Origin of the sequence: Trueperella bialowiezensis (assembly GCF_900637955.1) — a bacterium.
GTDB lineage: Bacteria > Actinomycetota > Actinomycetes > Actinomycetales > Actinomycetaceae > Trueperella > Trueperella bialowiezensis.
The window spans coordinates 106,584-121,854 of record NZ_LR134476.1; the positions used below are offsets into that span (position 1 = coordinate 106,584).

The window sequence follows — 15,271 nt, forward strand, 5'->3', positions numbered from 1 at the left end:
AGGCACCCGATGAGGTGGAGCAACTCGAGTTCAAATGTGAGACGTGCCAGTCTTCCGTCTGCACTTGGCTATCGGCGTCGCACGTGGCCACTGCAGCGGGGCTAAAGCCACTGCCATTTGCGTACGAGCTCTCGAGCTTCGCTCGCAGTTTGCCCAACATAGTCCGCCGGAAAAACCTCAACGATCTGGCCGAGCAGGTCGATGAGCCGCCGGTTGGCTGAAATGAAATCGCCGACCACGATATCGCTCATCTTGAGTACCGCTTCAAGATCGGCGCCGGATGCCCAAGCATAAAAAGCATCCATTCCGCCGGGAAATGGCAAGGCTGTACGCGCGATTCCGTGTTCTGCTTCAAAGCGCTGCAAGAAATCCAGGTTGCGCTCGATAGCGCGCCAGCTTTCCCGTAGCGGCGCGTGCCGTGGTAGGTGCTCCCCCAGTCTGCGATCACAGAGGAAAGCTGAGCAGACGCCAGCAAACTCTGCCGGTGTTAGTTCGCCGAACTGTGCTTCTTGCAGGCACTGGACGATGAGCAGGTCGGCCTCGTTGTGAATGCCCCGCAAAATGGCCGCCCCGCCAGCGAGTTTAACCATTCCGGTGTCCGTTGTGCCGGTATCTCCAGGTTTTAGGTATCCCAGCCTTGCAAGAACGCCCGCGGTGGCATCAAATTCTTTCGCTACGGAATCATCGAAGCTCTCGGCAAGACTATCTAACTCGTCTAGCCGTGCTCGCAGGCTGAGGTATTCTTCGGCTTGTTCGACGTGGTCAGCAAGATCGGGGCAGTGATGCACCGGGTGTGCGTCGAGCTCCGGGGAGGAACGCACAGCGAACCGATCCCAAGATCCAGTCAGGTCTTGATCGACGCCGAGCTCTTCGCGTTCCTGGATAGCGGAAAAGATATTGTCCGCTATCTGCTCGCGCACCTCGAGCTTCTTCGGCGAGACCCCAAACGGCATGGGAATCTTTCCTAGATCGCGCAGTTCAGAGGAAAGTTCGTCCTCGTTGAGCCACACGAGCCCGCCGTAGACGTTAACGAGGCGAAGCCTACGCCCGACCGATAGCACCACGCCATATTCAAGCTCTCCTGAACGCGCATATGCATAGAGGTGGCCGGTTTTTGCTGCCTGCCACGAGCGTTCTATTTTTTCCCGGTAGGCCGCTTTGGCACGTTTACGTTCAGACTTGGTGGCTCGTTCCGCTGAGGCTCGCACCTTAAGGTAGTCAACGACGTCGCCACGCTCGCACGCGGAGCGTAGTTCGGCTTCGAGCGGAGCGATCCGCGAGCCGATTCGAGTGATCTGACCGCGGATATGACCAAGGTCGGCGTTGCGCTGGTATTGGGCGAACGAGGTGCCCATAATTGCCCGCGCGTCTGCAAACGTGTGGTGGGCGAGCAGATTGACCACGGAGTTATATGACGGATAAAACGCCGATTGAAGGGGTTCTACACGCCCGCTACCAAGATCTGCAAGCCTATGGACGTCCAGGTCATCTGTATGAAGCACGACGGCGTGGCCCACCTTATCCTTACCGCGCCGGCCGGCCCGCCCGATGAGCTGGGTGTATTCCGTGGCCGATAGGTCCACGAAGTCAGTTCCGTTCCACCGTGATAGATCTTCGAGGACGACTGTGCGCACGGGCATGTCAATACCGAGCGCGAGCGTGCCCGTGGCATACACGAGCATGAGCAGGCCGTCTTCCATGAGGTCTTCAGCTAGTTCTTTGAGTGCGGGGAACATACCCGCGTGATGAGCGGTGAAACCGCGCCTCATCGCCGTCGCCCAAAAGTCGAAGCGAACGGCTCGCTGATCTTCCACCGAGAGTTCTGCGCGTAACTGCTCCAAGCGGCGGCGGATTTGTTTTCCCTGTTTCTTGCTGGTGAGGAACACTCCTGCATCCAGCAGGTCAGCAACGGCCTGGTCGCATCCCTTTCGAGAAAAGATGAAATGGATCGCCGGAAGTAGGCTGCGCCCTTCTAGCTCGCGCACCACACGCTTACGCCGAACTGCCGATGTTTGCCGACGCCGCCGAAAACCGCCACCTTCCGAACGTTGCGTGAGATTCGCGTCTGCCTGCAGTAGGCGCTCAGAGATTTCGCCGTCGTGACCGAAAAGAGGTAGCAACTTGCGTGAGATGGCCACATGCTGAACCAGCGGAACCGGGCGCTCAGTCGAAACAACGACGGCGGTCGGCCCGCGCACAGAACGTAGCCACCCGGCGAACTCCTCGACGTTCGAAATCGTGGCCGACAGCGAGATGAGTCTCGTGTGAGCCGGCAGTTGCAAGATGACTTCTTCCCATACTGGGCCGCGAAACTCGTCGGCAAGATAGTGCACTTCGTCGAGGACGACGTAGCCGACGTCGCGAATCATCTCGTCGCGCTGGAAAAGAATGTTGCGCAGCACCTCGGTGGTGACCACGAGAATGGGGGCGTCACGGTTGATTGTTTGGTCGCCGGTCAGCAGCCCGACGTTCTCCTCCCCCAAAGACTGCGCGAGGTCGCGGTATTTTTGATTCGACAGCGCTTTAATCGGCGCGGTGTAAATACACCGCGAGAGCCGGGCGAGCGCGAGTTCCACGCCGTATTCGGCGACCACGGTTTTACCTGCACCGGTAGGAGCACAGACGAGCACGTCCTGGTCCGCATCAAGCGCCTCGATCGCTTCCAGTTGGAACGGATCGAGGTGGATGTCCCGTGCGGCGTAGGAGTCGATAAAGTTATCCGCGATAAGGCTCATTACAGCACCAGCCTGAGCGCCTTGGGCAGCACCCGTATCGTGGCTGGAGCGGGGCAGATTTCTTCGCCGTCAGCCATGATGACGGGCAGCGGTGCGCCGTGCTGAGGAGCGTGTTCCACCTGGATTTCTCGCGTTCGATACACGTGCACCTGAGAATCGCTTGTGTGCTTATGAATGAGCAGTTTACTCAGCCGTGTTGCGATATCCGCGTAACGGAAGCCGGGGGTGACGACGACGTCGAGCAGGCCGTCGTCGGGAACCGCCTGCGGTGCAATGCAAAAGCCGCCACCAAAATACCGGGTGTTAGCGATCGACAGCAGGGTCATGGAACCGGCCACCGTATCCCCGTTCATGGTGATCTGTACCCCGTAGGGACGGTAGTTGAGCAAAGAGCCAACAAGTCCGCGCACATAGCGCAAATTTCCTTTCGGCCAGCTGAGATTGTTCGTGCGATGGTTCGTATCCGCGTCGATTCCCACAGACACGATCGCAAGGGCACGTTCACTACCTCCAGACCATTGGATGTCGACGACGTCGACGCATCGGCTGCGTCCCGTGAGCAGTGAGGCTGCGATTTGGTGCATCGAATCGTGCACCGAATGAATGGGCAAGCCAAATTCGCGGGCGATATCGTTACCAGAGCCGGCGGCAATGATCCCAAGTGGCAGGTGGGAATCGCCGATCGCGTTGACTGCATCATGAATGAGACCATCGCCACCAACGACGACGAGCGCGTCAATCCCCCGTGAGATGAGACGCTCGGCGTCCATCGCGCCCGGCCGGTTCGGGGCCGAAATCCATTCCGCTTCAATCGGATACAGATCGAGCGCGGACGCAATCGCATCGCGGTAGCGTAGGCTACGACCCTTGCCTGCGGCGGGATTAAGAGCAACAGCTATTTTCATGAACGCGCTTCCTGAACGCGCCGCCTCGCTTCTTCACGTGCGGCCCCATCAATAGATTCAAAACTGGTATCGGTAACGTGTGCCCACCTGTCCGTCGCCTTATTCAGACGGCGCTGGCGTGCAGTCGAACGCACGTCCGATATGCGCTGGCGATCCGCACGCGCCGCGGCAACGCGCTCAGGATCGGTGTAGACGTTTGAGACCGGGCCAAGTTCTCGATCTGGCTGGTTGAGAATATCGCCGAGCTTATCTGCGAGTTTGCTAGCTTCCTTGCCAAGACGTTTGCCCGCGTGCCACACGTCTCGAAGTATGACCGCGAGATAGATCGCAAGCGCGATCAAACCAATAATGAGTACCCACACCCACACGTTTACAGCACCTCAAGATAGTTATGTGCGGCTTTGACCATCTCATCACGCACAGTATCCGGTTCGATGTGGACGAGCTCTTCTCCGATACGGATGAGAAGCGTACGTAGCCAGGACATCGAGGAGACGGTCATGTCGATCACCAGCATGCCAGACTCTTCGGTCGCCGATTCCACAGGGATGGTTTCTGCCACCCAGCGAGCCTGAGGCGTACACACGATGCGCACGGTCCTGCCAGAAAACTCGGCATCCGCTTTATATTGCGCCTGAATGTTACGGCCGAGATCTCGCGTGTAGTGCTGGTCAAGGATCTTCACATCCGTGATGCGATCAAGCCGATAGGTGCGCAGCTGGGAATCTTTTGCCGCGATAAGCAGCGGATGCGAACCAGTTGTCAGTGATACCGGCGCAATCACCACATCTTCGCTATGCACGTGCAGATCAGCTCCGGCCTTAAGGTAGCTAATCTCAATACAGGCGCGCTCGGCGATCGCTTCTGCCACCAGTCCCGCCGTCGTATCTTCAAGGTTAACCGTGGGCGCTGGCCACAGCGCCTGACCAAACCCGGCCTCGCTGGCGGCCTGTGCGATGCGCTCTCGCAGTTTTGCAAGGTGCGTGCGCGTCGTCGTATCAACTGAGCCATACATGTCATCAATCAACGCGAGCAAAGAAATAACCTCGGCAAGCGTCAGCGAAGGTAGCAGCCCAGTCTGGTTTTCTCGCAGAATCACTTTGCCGCGAGGATTGTCAGGGATCTCCACGTCAACAGGAGTCTCAAAGCCGCCGTGCGCCGCGTATTCGGTGGTAAAAACTTCCGAAAGGTCCGCCCTCATTTTGCTCGGCGAGGTCGTAAAATGATCAGACAGCTCAGCAAGCGTGGGCTCGTGATCGGCAAGATAAGCCAAAATCGATATTTTTCGGCTCAGCGCAAGGTCAGTCATTGCCGCCCTCCCCCAGCTGTGCCACATGTTCGACGCGGCGATGGAAGTCTGCCCGCACATCTGCAGGTCCGAGCAGTTCGGCGTCGAGACCGTAAAACATGAGGTCCGCGTAGAGATCGCCGCGGTCGATATTCGTTAGTTCGATGTCGATCACGCCATCGTGTCGGTTAACGCTGCTCGCTTGTGCAATCAACGGAAGTTCGCGATGCAACCGCACGGTCGCATTGATCGGCGCGAGATCCGAGTCAGCGGAGTCGTCGAATTCGTAGGTGATATCGGAGTCGAGAATCTCAACCTCGCCGTCGATGCGGTCTAGCTTATATGTGCGTTGCCCGGTGCGCGGCTCGCCGTTGACGGACACCTGGTAGCCGCGCAAATAGAAGACGTCGAAATGCGCCTCTAACCGAAACGGCTCAATAACGTATGTTTTCGGCGTGGCGCTACTAGCGGGCGTGTACTGGCACGAAATACGTTTGCCCATCTGGATTGCGGCCGCGATCCGCACAGCTTCTTCGCCAGCGGGAGTATGAACGGTCAGGTGCGCAGATTTTTGCGCCACCTGCCCGCGAGACAGCAGCTTCGTAATACCGTGCTGCGCCTGAACGAACGGGGTGGTTGTCCCTTTTGCTTGCAAAAGCGAGCTGAGAATACCGAGTTCAACCCCACTGGCATCGACGTGAATATTAGTTGACTGATCAAGCACGTATCGGCCGCGATCATCGACGACGACGGGATATCCGTTGTGGCGTAGCCGCTGAACGTCACGTTCCACGTACCTGCGGCGGTTGCCCTCGGCGTAGTCGTGGTACACGGGTAGAGCCATCATGTCGTCGATGGTCGGCTTCATACTTCGGATGCACACGAGCAACGCGAACCGCCGTTCACTAGCTGTGCGAGATTCGTGCGTCATGGATCTAACTTTAATCTACTATGCTGGCAAACATGATGAAGTGGCGATACGCGCAGATCACCCGAGAAAAAGATTCGTGGGGCAAGGCCATTGAATATGAAGCCCAGTTAGAAGACGGCACGCAGATCCGTGCTCTCGCCTATACGCCGCACGTGGGAACACCGCAGCGCGGGGATCGGGTACTTGTCACCGTCAACGCGTTAGAACGCGGACTTGGCACGGGCGGTTACGCGATGATCGCAGCGCTTCCTGATCGGTTACCCGTAGACCCACCCGCGGGAGCTGGTCACATCGTCAAAGCACGTTACACTCCGAACCAGGTCATGGTGCTTGGCGTGGATGAAGAAGAATCCCCACACCACGCCGTGCTTCACGATGCTGATTCGATCACTGACATGCCCGTGATCGCAGCCGACCTCCACTCGGCCCTTCCCGCTATCGTCGCCGGTATCCAGCATGCCAACCCGAGCGCGCGGATCGCCTACATTATGACCGACGGCGGCGCGCTACCGGCCTGGTTTTCTAAAACGGCGTATCGGCTGCGTACTGATGGCCACATCATTGGCACGATCACAGCTGGTCAGTCTTACGGCGGCGAACTCGAAGCGGTCAACGTGCACACTGCCCTCCTTGCGGCAAGGCTCGTGTGGCACGCCGATGTTGCCGTCGTCGCACAAGGGCCCGGCAATCTCGGTACGGACACCCGTTGGGGTTTTTCCGGCACGTCGATTGGCGAAGCACTCAACGCCGCTCACGTGCTCGGCGGCACATCGATTGCCGCACTGCGCGCATCCCAGGCCGATCCGCGGGAACGGCACCTCGGCATCTCCCACCACACAATGCGTGTCCTTAGCGACGTCGTCCACACGCCGTGCGCTGTCGTCGTACCGGAACTGACCGGCATGGATTCGCACATCCGAGAGAAAATGGCTGGCCAGCTCGTCGAACTGGCCAGCCACGCTCACCTTTCTCTGGTTGCTTTACCAGCAGATCACCTCACCGACGTGCTCGCCGATCCGCCTACGCCGCTGAACACGATGGGCCGCGGCTTTGCCGACGACCCGCTCGCATTCTTAGCAGCGTGCGCGGCCGGAGTCTACGGCGGGGAACTGTCTGCTAGATCCGCGACGTAATAATCGGAGTGACGATGATCCCCCGCGCACCGGCGTCGTGCAGATCGTCCATCACCCGGTTCATCGTGTTACGCTCAACCATCGCACGAACAGCCACCCAATTCTCGTCATGAAGAGGCGAGACAGTCGGCGACTGGTATCCGGGAGTCAGCTTGACCGCGCGGTCAAGGTTATCCCGTTGGATGTCATAATCCATCAGTACGTAGTTGCGTGCCATGATGACGCCTTCGAGGCGCCCATCTAGAATCTCCAACTCGCGTGTCAGTGGCGCGTCCGCATTACGGATCAAGATTGCTTCCGACCTCAGTAGCGGCTCACCGAACGTTGCCATGCCCGCGGCCCGTAGCGTACTACCGGTTTCCACGACGTCGGCAATCGCGTCCGCAACGCCCAGGCGCACGGAACTCTCCACTGCGCCATCCAGGTGGACCACTTCGGCGTCGATACCGTGATCGGCCAAATAGTTCGTCACCAGGGCGTCATACGATGTTGCCACTCGTTTACCAGCCAAATCAGCCAAGCTCAGGTGTTCTCCACCCGGCGCGGCAAACCGGAACGTGGCCCGCGCAAACCCTAGACCGCGATGTTCAACCGCGTTCGCCCCAGAATCTAGCAGCAGATCACGGCCGGTGATCCCCACGTCCACGGTGCCAGCACCCACATAGACGGCCACGTCACGGGGGCGGATATAGAAAAACTCCACATCGTTTTCCGAGTCAACGAGCACCAGTTCGCGCGATTCGCGCCGCTGGCGATAGCCCGCCTCGCTGAGCATTCGAGACGCAGGCTCCGATAAAGAGCCCTTATTTGGGATAGCAATTCGAAGCATGATTCTCCTCGCGGTTACAGGTAACGGTAGACGTCGTCGAGCGTGAGCCCACGCTTAATAAGCATGAGTTGCAAATGGTAGAGCAGCTGCGAGGCTTCTTCAGCAAGTTCCTCGTCAGATTCGTATTCGGCTGCAATCCACACTTCACCGGCTTCCTCAAGAATTTTCTTGCCAATGAAGTGCACCCCGGCATCCAGCTCTTTAACAGAGCCCGAGCCTTCCGGGCGCTCAATTGCTTTCACGGACAGTTCGTCAAACAGTTCCTCAAACGTTTTCACAGCTCTATCCTACCGAAGTTGGTTCAGCGCTCGGTTTTCGTCCGTGTGTCAAGCACCGCCGTCGTGTAGGCGTCGGTGGCTTTCACGTCGCTTTCGAGCAGATCTGCCTGCGCCATAAACTCTGCCATTGCTTCCCACCGAGCTTCGTCTTGCCCGCCGAAGGTTTCGCCTCCGTTGTACAGCTTCAGTGTCGCCTCAAGCACTTTGCCTGCCAGTTCTCGCTGGTTTGGATCACTTAGCGACGGCACGTACTGTTCCACGACGTCGAGCGTCGCCTCTCGGTCTTCAGCCGCGGCTTGCGCACCTTTCTCAATCGCAACCAGTACCTTGGCGAGCGTGTCCGGGTCGAGGTTATTGGCAAGGCTTCCCAGCCCCACACCAATAAGTGGCAGATCGCCTTGTACGAGCGGGAGTTCGACGACGTCGATTCCAGCGTTTCGCATCGCCACGGCGTCGTTGTTCGTAAAACCGATGATGGCATCGACCGCGTCTGTTGCCAATGCCGTTACCTGCATGTAGCCAATGTATTGGACGTCGACGTCGCTCAGCGCGTGGTCCTTGAGCATGGCGAGCAAGCCGTAGTAGTTTTCACCATACGGGCCGGGCAACCCGACTTTCTTGCCAGCAAGATCAGCGGCAGACGTCATCCCCGAGTCCGCCTTAACGATGAGTGTCACGGGATAGGTCTGGTACATCGTCGCCCAGTTAACGATATCCACGCCCGTGGATCTGGCTTGCAGCATCTCATCACCGCCTGCGAACACGACGTCCTCTTCGCCCGCCTGAATCGCGCCAAACAGGGATTCTTGCGGGCCGTGGTGACGGATCGTTACGTCCACTCCGGCCTCGTCGAAGTAGCCGCGCTCCTTGGCCATGTAGATCGGCGCGAACTGGACGTCCGGAATGTACGTCAACCCCAGGGTTATGTGCGGGGTAGATTCTTGCGTGCCGTGAGCATCTGGAGAATCCGTTCCCGAACAAGCCGTAAGGCCGAGGGCTAGTGCGAATGCGGCTAACATTGCGATGATTTTCTTCATGGCTGCCTTTCCGATACAGCGTGATATGCGCGGGTTTCCAACGCATAGATTGCGATGTAGATGGCGATGGCAATCACCGCAAGAATGATGATCGCGGCAAACATTCCAGCCACGTCATTGAGTGCCTGCGCACCGGTGAGCACGATTCCGAGCCCGGTCTGCCCACCGATCACCATTTCGCCAACCACTGCCCCGGTGATGGAAAGAGTGAACCCGTTGCGCAGCCCAGCAAGAATATTCGGTGCTGCCAACGGCAATTCGATTCGTGCCATGAGAGTGAGCGGCCCGGCTCCATCGAGGCGCGCAGCCCCGATCAGATCTGGATCGATACCGCGAACGCCCACGCTCGTATTAATAATGATGGGGAACACCACCATGATCGTGCACAACCACACGATCGGCGTCGTCCCGTATCCCACCCACAGCACCAGTAAAGGAGCTATCGCAACCGCCGGAATCGCCTGCGAGGCCGCTAAATACGGCTGCAGGGATGCGGCTAACAATTTTGAATGTGCGATAGCAAATCCCACCGGCACGCCGATGATGGCCGCAAAGAAACACCCAAGGGTAGCTTCCCACACGGTCTGTCGTGTTGCATCAAGGAGATAGCCGTCAGATATTCCACCCACGAGCCGGTGCCACACCTGGCCAGGGCTCGGCAGCGCCCAGCTGCCCACCATGCCAGATTCAGTAGCGAACACCCACGCAGCGAAAATGAGCACGCCAAGCACAAGTGGGGCTAGCCACTTCGCTGTCGTTTTCATCTGCGTTCTCCCCGATACAACGGGGTGTTGTACGCGAAAAGGGCGCTCACGCGCCGATCGCTTCTCCCATCCGGACTTTAACCGTCGGTTGAGGAATTTCGCCTCATCAGCCGGCCGGAGGCCGGGTCGCGGACTATCACCGCCGGTTCAGACTTTCACTGACCCCGAAGCATCACAGCCCACTATACGTGCTTCCGTGTGCGGATACGAACTGGCAGGCCGGTGCGTGCCTGGCAGTGCCTAGTTGTGTGCGTGCCCGGCGACCATCGAGCGAAGGTGTTCGACTTCCGCATAGGCGTCCTCGGCGTTGTATACAGCTGATCCGGCAACGAACGTGTCAGCTCCTGCTTCTGCGGCGATCTCGATGGTTGCGCGCGATACTCCGCCGTCGACTTGCACCCACACGTCTAGGCCGTGGCGGTCAATCGCCTCGCGCGCCCTGCGCACCTTCGGCATCATCGAGTGGATGAACGACTGGCCGCCAAATCCTGGCTCGACAGTCATAATGAGGATCATGTCGAACTCGTCAAGAATATCGAGGAAAGGTTCTATCGGCGTAGCAGGTTTCAGGCCGATTCCTGCACGCACACCCATTGCGCGAAGTTCGCGGGCAAGGCGCAGTGGTGCCGCCGCGGCTTCGGCGTGGAACGTCACCGACTGTGCGCCCGCCTCAGCATATTGCGGAGCCCACCGATCCGGATCTTCGATCATGAGATGCGCGTCAATCGGAATCTGCGAGGCACTTACAATGGCTTCTACAATCGGCACGCCCATCGTCAGATTAGGTACAAAATGATTGTCCATGACGTCCACGTGCGCCCAGTCCGCGTTGCGGATCTTATGCAGCTCGCCGCGCAGATTCGAAAAATCGCAGTTCAAAATCGAGGGATTGATACGCATACCGCCACCCTATCGTTAGCCTTCCGCCTTGCGCACGAGCGCAAGGAACATCGCATCCGACTTGTGCTCGTCCGGCCACAGCTGTAGATAGTCGCCGGTTCCCGTGATCTTCTTCAGTGACTGCCCGTTCGCTATCTCGTTGGCATTAAGTACGACGGCGTCGGCGCGCCCCGCGAGAAAAGTATCCATGACGTCCGTCGTCTCGGCCAAGTAGGGCGAGCACGTGGCATAGCCGAGCACTCCTCCGGGCCGGAGTGCTTCCCAGCCGGATTCGAGTAGCGACAGCTGGGTGCGCACGAGGTCGAGTGCGTCGCCTGCTTCTTTGTTCCACCGGGCTTCCGGCCGGCGGCGCAGCGCCCCAATGCCGGTGCAGGGAGCATCGATGAGCACCCGATCGTAGCGCCCGGGTTCTTCCATGCCGATCTCTACCCCGTCACCTAACCGCAGGTGTACCTGATCGGCCCACGGAGCAACCGAATCGCGGACGAGGTCAAGCCTGTGTGCGTGGATTTCGTTCGCAAAAATATCGACCCTCGGATTGAGCGCGGCAAGGGTAGCTGTTTTACCTCCCGGACCAGCGCACATGTCAAGCCACGCGGAATCCGGGCCAGAAATTTCGGCGGCCGCAAAGGTGCGCGCCACCAGTTGCGATCCTTCATCTTGTACGCCCGCGTATCCGTCTTGTACTGCGAAAATCCGGCCAGGATCCCCGCCCTCGAGAAGCACTGCGGTGTCAACGAGCTCGCCCGGGCGTGAGCTCATCTTGCCCCGTGAAATGTCAGCCATGAGCTCGGGAACGGGGATGTCCCGAGCCACGAGCGCGACCTCAGCCGGTTCGTTGTGTGCGCGTAAGACTGAAATGAGATCTTTGTGGCTGCGGCCATGCTCGCGCAGGGAGGCGGATAGTGCTCGCACGATCCACTGTGGGTGCGAAAACCAGGCAGCTAAAAATCCCACCGTGTTGACCTTGCCGTGATCGCTAATCAGCTGCTCTTGCCACTGCTTCAAGGAACGTTCAGATACCCGCCGCAGAACCGCGTTCACAAAACCGGACACACCCGTGCCGACTTTGTTGCGCGCCAACATGACAGTCTCATGAATTGCTGCGTGTGGCGGCGTTCCCATGTCCAGCAATTGATGAGCGCCCATGCGCAGTAACACCCGCGCTTCGGCGTCTATATTCTGCCGATCCATACAGTGCATCAAGATGGCGTCCCAGCGCCCTTGCATTCGTAACGTCCCGTAGGTGAGGTTCGTGGCATAGGCGGCGTCCTGTTTGCCAAGCCGTGCCTCCCGGATCGCTCGCGGCAGGGCAATATTGGCATACGCGCCGTTGACTTCCACGTCCATAAGGACCTCGAAAACAACGCTACGTGCAGGATCCGATTGTTGCCTGCCCGGCCGCCAATTCTTCGGCCGCTCACGCATCGGAGCCTCCTACCTCAAAACGCGGGTCGCTCGTCTGCACACCACGCGCCCAATCAGCGGCAGCCATCCACTGCTTTCCAGCTGGGCCGACCTGGTCCAGCTCAACCGCCGTCGTGCCCGTGCCCACGAGCACCCGCTTGCCGGCGTCAATCTGCCCCGGTGCTAAACCAGTCGTGTCTGTTGGGCGCACCGGACCGAGCTTGACCCGCGTCTCGCCCAGCTTCGTCCAGGCACCAGGTGCCGGCCACCAGCCGCGGCTCTGCGCCGACACAACATGCGCGCCCTCGCGCCAATCAATGTGGGTGTCTTTCGCGGAAAAACGCGGAGCGTGCGTTGCTTCGCCAACCTGGGGCTGCGGCGTCAACGCGTCGTGTTCGATACGCGTGAGCACCTCGGAGAGCTGGCGTGCTCCACTGACCGCCAGTTCGGCGAGCAGGTCGCCAGCGGTGTCGGTGGGCGCGATCTCTCGCTCCACGACGTCGTACACCGGCCCGGTATCGAGTCCTTCTTCAATCTGGAACACGGCCGTGCCGGTGCGGGTATCCCCCGCTGCGATGGCGTACTGCACCGGAGCAGCACCCCGCCACCGCGGTAACAGGGAAAAGTGCAGGTTAATCCACCCGTAACGCGGCACGGAAAGAAGTTCCGGCGGCACGAGCATCCCGTAAGCGACCACGGCCACGGCATCAGCGCCGAGCTTTGCGATTTGGCGCTGCACGTCCGCATCACGCAACGTCGTGGGTGTCAGGACCGGCAGGCCGAGCTCCTCAGCGCGTTGGTGAACCGCAGACTTCGTCAACACGCGCTTACGCCCAACGGGCGCGGGCACGCGAGTAAGAACGCCGAGCACGTCATGGTCGGCAACAAGCGCGTCCAGCGACGGCACAGCAGTGTCAGGGGTTCCAGCAAAAATAATTCGCACGGCTACATCATATTAACTAGCGCTGCACATTTGCTAAATGGCCGGATCCACGACGACGCGCAGCCCGGGTGCCATATGGCGCGCGGCCAGGATTCGTAGAGCCTCGTAAATGATCGCAGTCTTGTCAACGCGCTCTTCCTGCGCATATCTCAGGTAGACGACGACGTCGTTACCATCCCTGTTCGGCCCAAGAACAGCCATGCCCGGAATCACGTCGTGCGCGCCGCCAGTCAACAGGGCGTCGACGTCACGCTCGTTAGGCTCATAACCGCGTTCGCGGGCAACCGAGCGAACGATACCAAGGTAATCGCGCACAGAATCGGCCGCACCTTTCACTTCGACCCACACGGCCGCAGGCGGTAAACCGATCACCTGCCGCTCGGCGAGGGTGTGCTCGGCCCATCCCGCCATATCCCATGCGTGTAGGGCGTTGATCAGCTCTGTGGGGACATCGCCGACGATCAGCAACGTACCGCCTGAGGCTCGTGGCCGTATCTGCGCTGCCACATGAGTGATCGTCCGCAAGAACTGGACATCCGATTCGAGATTCGTGGAACGAAGCAAATACCCGGAATCAAGCACGATTCCCGCCGCGTAGCCGCCCGGCACATACGGTGCTGTTCCTGGCGTGGCCACCACGATCCGTGCGGACGCATCGATCTCGCCCCGCGTTTGCGCCACACCGGCAATGTGGATCGGCGTTCCTTTAAATGCCCGCCCGATCTCTTGGGCAGTGCGCTGGGAACCGATTCGAACCGCGCGTAACCGACTATCGCCGCAGTGTTGGCACCTGTAATCGCGGTATACCTGTGCGCAGCGCGTACACGCAGGCGCCGCATCAGGTTGCGGTATGGCAAGGAGCCCCTCGCACTCACTACACGAGGCGATCTCGCGGCATTGCTGGCACGCAAGCATCGGAATGTAACCCGCTCGCGGAACGGTAAAAAGCACCGGTCCGCGTTCCAGCCCGCTTCGCGTGACCGAAAAGACTGACGAGGGCATCCGCGCCAGGTCGAGGCCTTCTGTTCGAAAATCGTTTGCCGACAGGATATGCGGCACCCCACTACGGTGCTGGCTCGGGGCGGGCGTGATCCACTGAGCCTGGCCGCGGAAGACCATGTGGGCACCTTGCGGACTCGGCCCAAAACCGAACTGGACAAAGCTGCATTCTGACTGTGCGGCACGGATCGCCAACACTTCACGGGCATGCGCATAGGGTGCACGCTTCTCCCGCAGGGCCGAATGGTGATCGTCGAGCAAAGCTACTAAACCAAGATTCTGCGCCGGCGCCCAGGCGGCTGACCTCGTGCCCACGACTATTTTCGATCTGCCGGTTAAAACTCCGAGGAAAGTTTGGTAGCGGCTCGCGTGATCGTCGTCGGACATCATGACCGCCACCTGCTCGCCGAGCAACTGCGCAATATCGGCGGCCAATGAGCGAGCCATGACGGGAGTGGGGACGACGACAAGGGCGCTCTTGTTGGCGGTGCGCGCCTGCGCGATGAGGTACGGAAGCAGGTCTCGTGCGCGGTCGCGAGCCCGCAGCTGGACGATTGCTGACGGGCGCCTGCCCGCCCGAAATTCGGACACGAACTCGGTGCCTCCGATGTAGCGATCCCACGCACTAGAATCTGGAATACGCAGATCAGCCTGCTCCGGCGGTGGAAATTCGAGGAACTCCTTTTCTGCTCGCGCATGCCGTTGCGGTATAGCGAGTCGAATAGCCGAAGCCACGGGGCAGGCCTGGCGCCGTGCAATCTCTCTGCACAATGTCAGCACCTCGGCAGTCAGCACCCCGATGTTCGATACCACGCGTTTAATTGGCCGCAGGCGCTGCATCGTGGTGCTTTCTCGCCGCTCCACAATAAAGCCGTCAACCTCTCGCGAGCCAATCACGACCCGGACCCGCGCACCGACCTTGACGTCCGCATACTTCTCCGGAATCTCATAGTCGAAAAGCCTATCCATGTGTGCCAGCGGTAAATCCGGCAGAACTCTAGCTACTGGGAGTTCGACTGTGGAATCAAACTGGCGCGCAACTGGATCCAGGGAGAGCAGCTCTTCCTGGTGACCAAATTCTGGAAGGTCGAACAGACCCGCGCCATCGCTCATGACTGTATT

14 protein-coding genes and 1 riboswitch are annotated in these 15,271 nt (G+C 59.5%); of the genes, 1 reads left to right on the plus strand and 13 read right to left on the minus strand.

The features are described 5' to 3' along the window. Nucleotides 1–101: 101 nt before the first annotated feature. Genes EL234_RS00515 through EL234_RS00535 form a run of 5 tightly spaced genes read right to left on the minus strand, consistent with a single transcriptional unit; the run spans nucleotide 102 to nucleotide 5,859 of the window. Complete coding sequence (locus EL234_RS00515; protein WP_126415632.1) at nucleotides 102–2,735, minus strand: DEAD/DEAH box helicase; 2,634 nt, start codon at nucleotides 2,733–2,735, stop codon at nucleotides 102–104. Continuing rightward, on the minus strand, nucleotides 2,735–3,640 hold the full coding sequence (locus tag EL234_RS00520) for a diacylglycerol/lipid kinase family protein (RefSeq protein WP_126415633.1): 906 nt from the start codon (nucleotides 3,638–3,640) through the stop codon (nucleotides 2,735–2,737). The genes EL234_RS00515 and EL234_RS00520 overlap by 1 nt, the downstream gene beginning before the upstream one ends. Next, a complete protein-coding gene (locus EL234_RS00525) occupies nucleotides 3,637–4,008 on the minus strand; it encodes a hypothetical protein (RefSeq protein WP_126415634.1) in 372 nt (123 codons plus the stop codon). The genes EL234_RS00520 and EL234_RS00525 overlap by 4 nt, the downstream gene beginning before the upstream one ends. A gap of 2 nt (nucleotides 4,009–4,010) precedes the next feature. Further along, nucleotides 4,011–4,949: a helix-turn-helix transcriptional regulator gene (locus tag EL234_RS00530; RefSeq protein ID WP_164712255.1), complete on the minus strand. Its 939-nt coding sequence runs from the start codon at nucleotides 4,947–4,949 to the stop codon at nucleotides 4,011–4,013. Continuing rightward, complete coding sequence (locus EL234_RS00535; protein ID WP_126415636.1) at nucleotides 4,942–5,859, minus strand: helix-turn-helix transcriptional regulator; 918 nt, start codon at nucleotides 5,857–5,859, stop codon at nucleotides 4,942–4,944. The genes EL234_RS00530 and EL234_RS00535 overlap by 8 nt, the downstream gene beginning before the upstream one ends. 32 nt (nucleotides 5,860–5,891) lie before the next feature. On the opposite strand from EL234_RS00535, the gene EL234_RS00540 reads away from it, so the two are divergent. Further along, nucleotides 5,892–6,992: a DUF3866 family protein gene (locus EL234_RS00540; protein ID WP_126415637.1), complete on the plus strand. Its 1,101-nt coding sequence runs from the start codon at nucleotides 5,892–5,894 to the stop codon at nucleotides 6,990–6,992. Here the strand turns inward: EL234_RS00540 and hisG are convergent. The 8 genes from hisG to EL234_RS00580 form a co-directional block, all read right to left on the minus strand. Beyond that, nucleotides 6,976–7,821, minus strand: coding sequence for an ATP phosphoribosyltransferase (hisG, locus tag EL234_RS00545; protein ID WP_126415638.1), 846 nt, complete (start codon nucleotides 7,819–7,821; stop codon nucleotides 6,976–6,978). The genes EL234_RS00540 and hisG overlap by 17 nt on opposite strands. A 14-nt stretch (nucleotides 7,822–7,835) precedes the next feature. Further along, nucleotides 7,836–8,099, minus strand: coding sequence for a phosphoribosyl-ATP diphosphatase (locus EL234_RS00550; protein WP_126415639.1), 264 nt, complete (start codon nucleotides 8,097–8,099; stop codon nucleotides 7,836–7,838). 23 nt (nucleotides 8,100–8,122) lie between these two features. Continuing rightward, nucleotides 8,123–9,136, minus strand: coding sequence for an ABC transporter substrate-binding protein (locus EL234_RS00555; RefSeq protein ID WP_126415640.1), 1,014 nt, complete (start codon nucleotides 9,134–9,136; stop codon nucleotides 8,123–8,125). Beyond that, nucleotides 9,133–9,900: an ABC transporter permease gene (locus tag EL234_RS00560; protein WP_126415641.1), complete on the minus strand. Its 768-nt coding sequence runs from the start codon at nucleotides 9,898–9,900 to the stop codon at nucleotides 9,133–9,135. The genes EL234_RS00555 and EL234_RS00560 overlap by 4 nt, the downstream gene beginning before the upstream one ends. Nucleotides 9,901–9,954: 54 nt before the next feature. Beyond that, nucleotides 9,955–10,076: riboswitch (FMN riboswitch) on the minus strand. Nucleotides 10,077–10,140: 64 nt separating this feature from the next. Next, nucleotides 10,141–10,800 carry a ribulose-phosphate 3-epimerase gene (rpe, locus tag EL234_RS00565; protein WP_126415642.1) on the minus strand — a complete coding sequence of 220 codons (660 nt, stop codon included), beginning with the start codon at nucleotides 10,798–10,800 and terminating at the stop codon, nucleotides 10,141–10,143. Nucleotides 10,801–10,815: 15 nt separating this feature from the next. Then, nucleotides 10,816–12,228 carry an RsmB/NOP family class I SAM-dependent RNA methyltransferase gene (locus EL234_RS00570; protein WP_126415643.1) on the minus strand — a complete coding sequence of 471 codons (1,413 nt, stop codon included), beginning with the start codon at nucleotides 12,226–12,228 and terminating at the stop codon, nucleotides 10,816–10,818. Then, on the minus strand, nucleotides 12,221–13,150 hold the full coding sequence (fmt, locus tag EL234_RS00575; RefSeq protein ID WP_126415644.1) for a methionyl-tRNA formyltransferase: 930 nt from the start codon (nucleotides 13,148–13,150) through the stop codon (nucleotides 12,221–12,223). Before fmt ends, EL234_RS00570 begins: the two co-directional genes overlap by 8 nt. Nucleotides 13,151–13,183: 33 nt before the next feature. Continuing rightward, the gene (locus EL234_RS00580) at nucleotides 13,184–15,262 is read right to left on the minus strand and encodes a primosomal protein N' family DNA-binding protein (RefSeq protein ID WP_126415645.1); all 2,079 of its coding nucleotides are present in this window, start codon (nucleotides 15,260–15,262) and stop codon (nucleotides 13,184–13,186) included. Nucleotides 15,263–15,271: the final 9 nt, after the last annotated feature.

Bases quoted from the DNA above. Each gene is read 5' to 3' on its own strand.
- EL234_RS00515 (WP_126415632.1), bottom strand. From the start codon at position 2,735: ATGAGCCTTATCGCGGATAACTTTATCGACTCCTACGCCGCACGGGAC.
- EL234_RS00520 (WP_126415633.1), bottom strand. From the start codon at position 3,640: ATGAAAATAGCTGTTGCTCTTAATCCCGCCGCAGGCAAGGGTCGTAGC.
- EL234_RS00530 (WP_164712255.1), bottom strand. From the start codon at position 4,949: ATGACTGACCTTGCGCTGAGCCGAAAAATATCGATTTTGGCTTATCTT.
- EL234_RS00535 (WP_126415636.1), bottom strand. From the start codon at position 5,859: ATGACGCACGAATCTCGCACAGCTAGTGAACGGCGGTTCGCGTTGCTC.
- EL234_RS00540 (WP_126415637.1), top strand. From the start codon at position 5,892: ATGATGAAGTGGCGATACGCGCAGATCACCCGAGAAAAAGATTCGTGG.
- hisG (WP_126415638.1), bottom strand. From the start codon at position 7,821: ATGCTTCGAATTGCTATCCCAAATAAGGGCTCTTTATCGGAGCCTGCG.
- EL234_RS00555 (WP_126415640.1), bottom strand. From the start codon at position 9,136: ATGAAGAAAATCATCGCAATGTTAGCCGCATTCGCACTAGCCCTCGGC.
- EL234_RS00560 (WP_126415641.1), bottom strand. From the start codon at position 9,900: ATGAAAACGACAGCGAAGTGGCTAGCCCCACTTGTGCTTGGCGTGCTC.
- rpe (WP_126415642.1), bottom strand. From the start codon at position 10,800: ATGCGTATCAATCCCTCGATTTTGAACTGCGATTTTTCGAATCTGCGC.
- EL234_RS00570 (WP_126415643.1), bottom strand. From the start codon at position 12,228: ATGCGTGAGCGGCCGAAGAATTGGCGGCCGGGCAGGCAACAATCGGAT.
- EL234_RS00580 (WP_126415645.1), bottom strand. From the start codon at position 15,262: ATGAGCGATGGCGCGGGTCTGTTCGACCTTCCAGAATTTGGTCACCAG.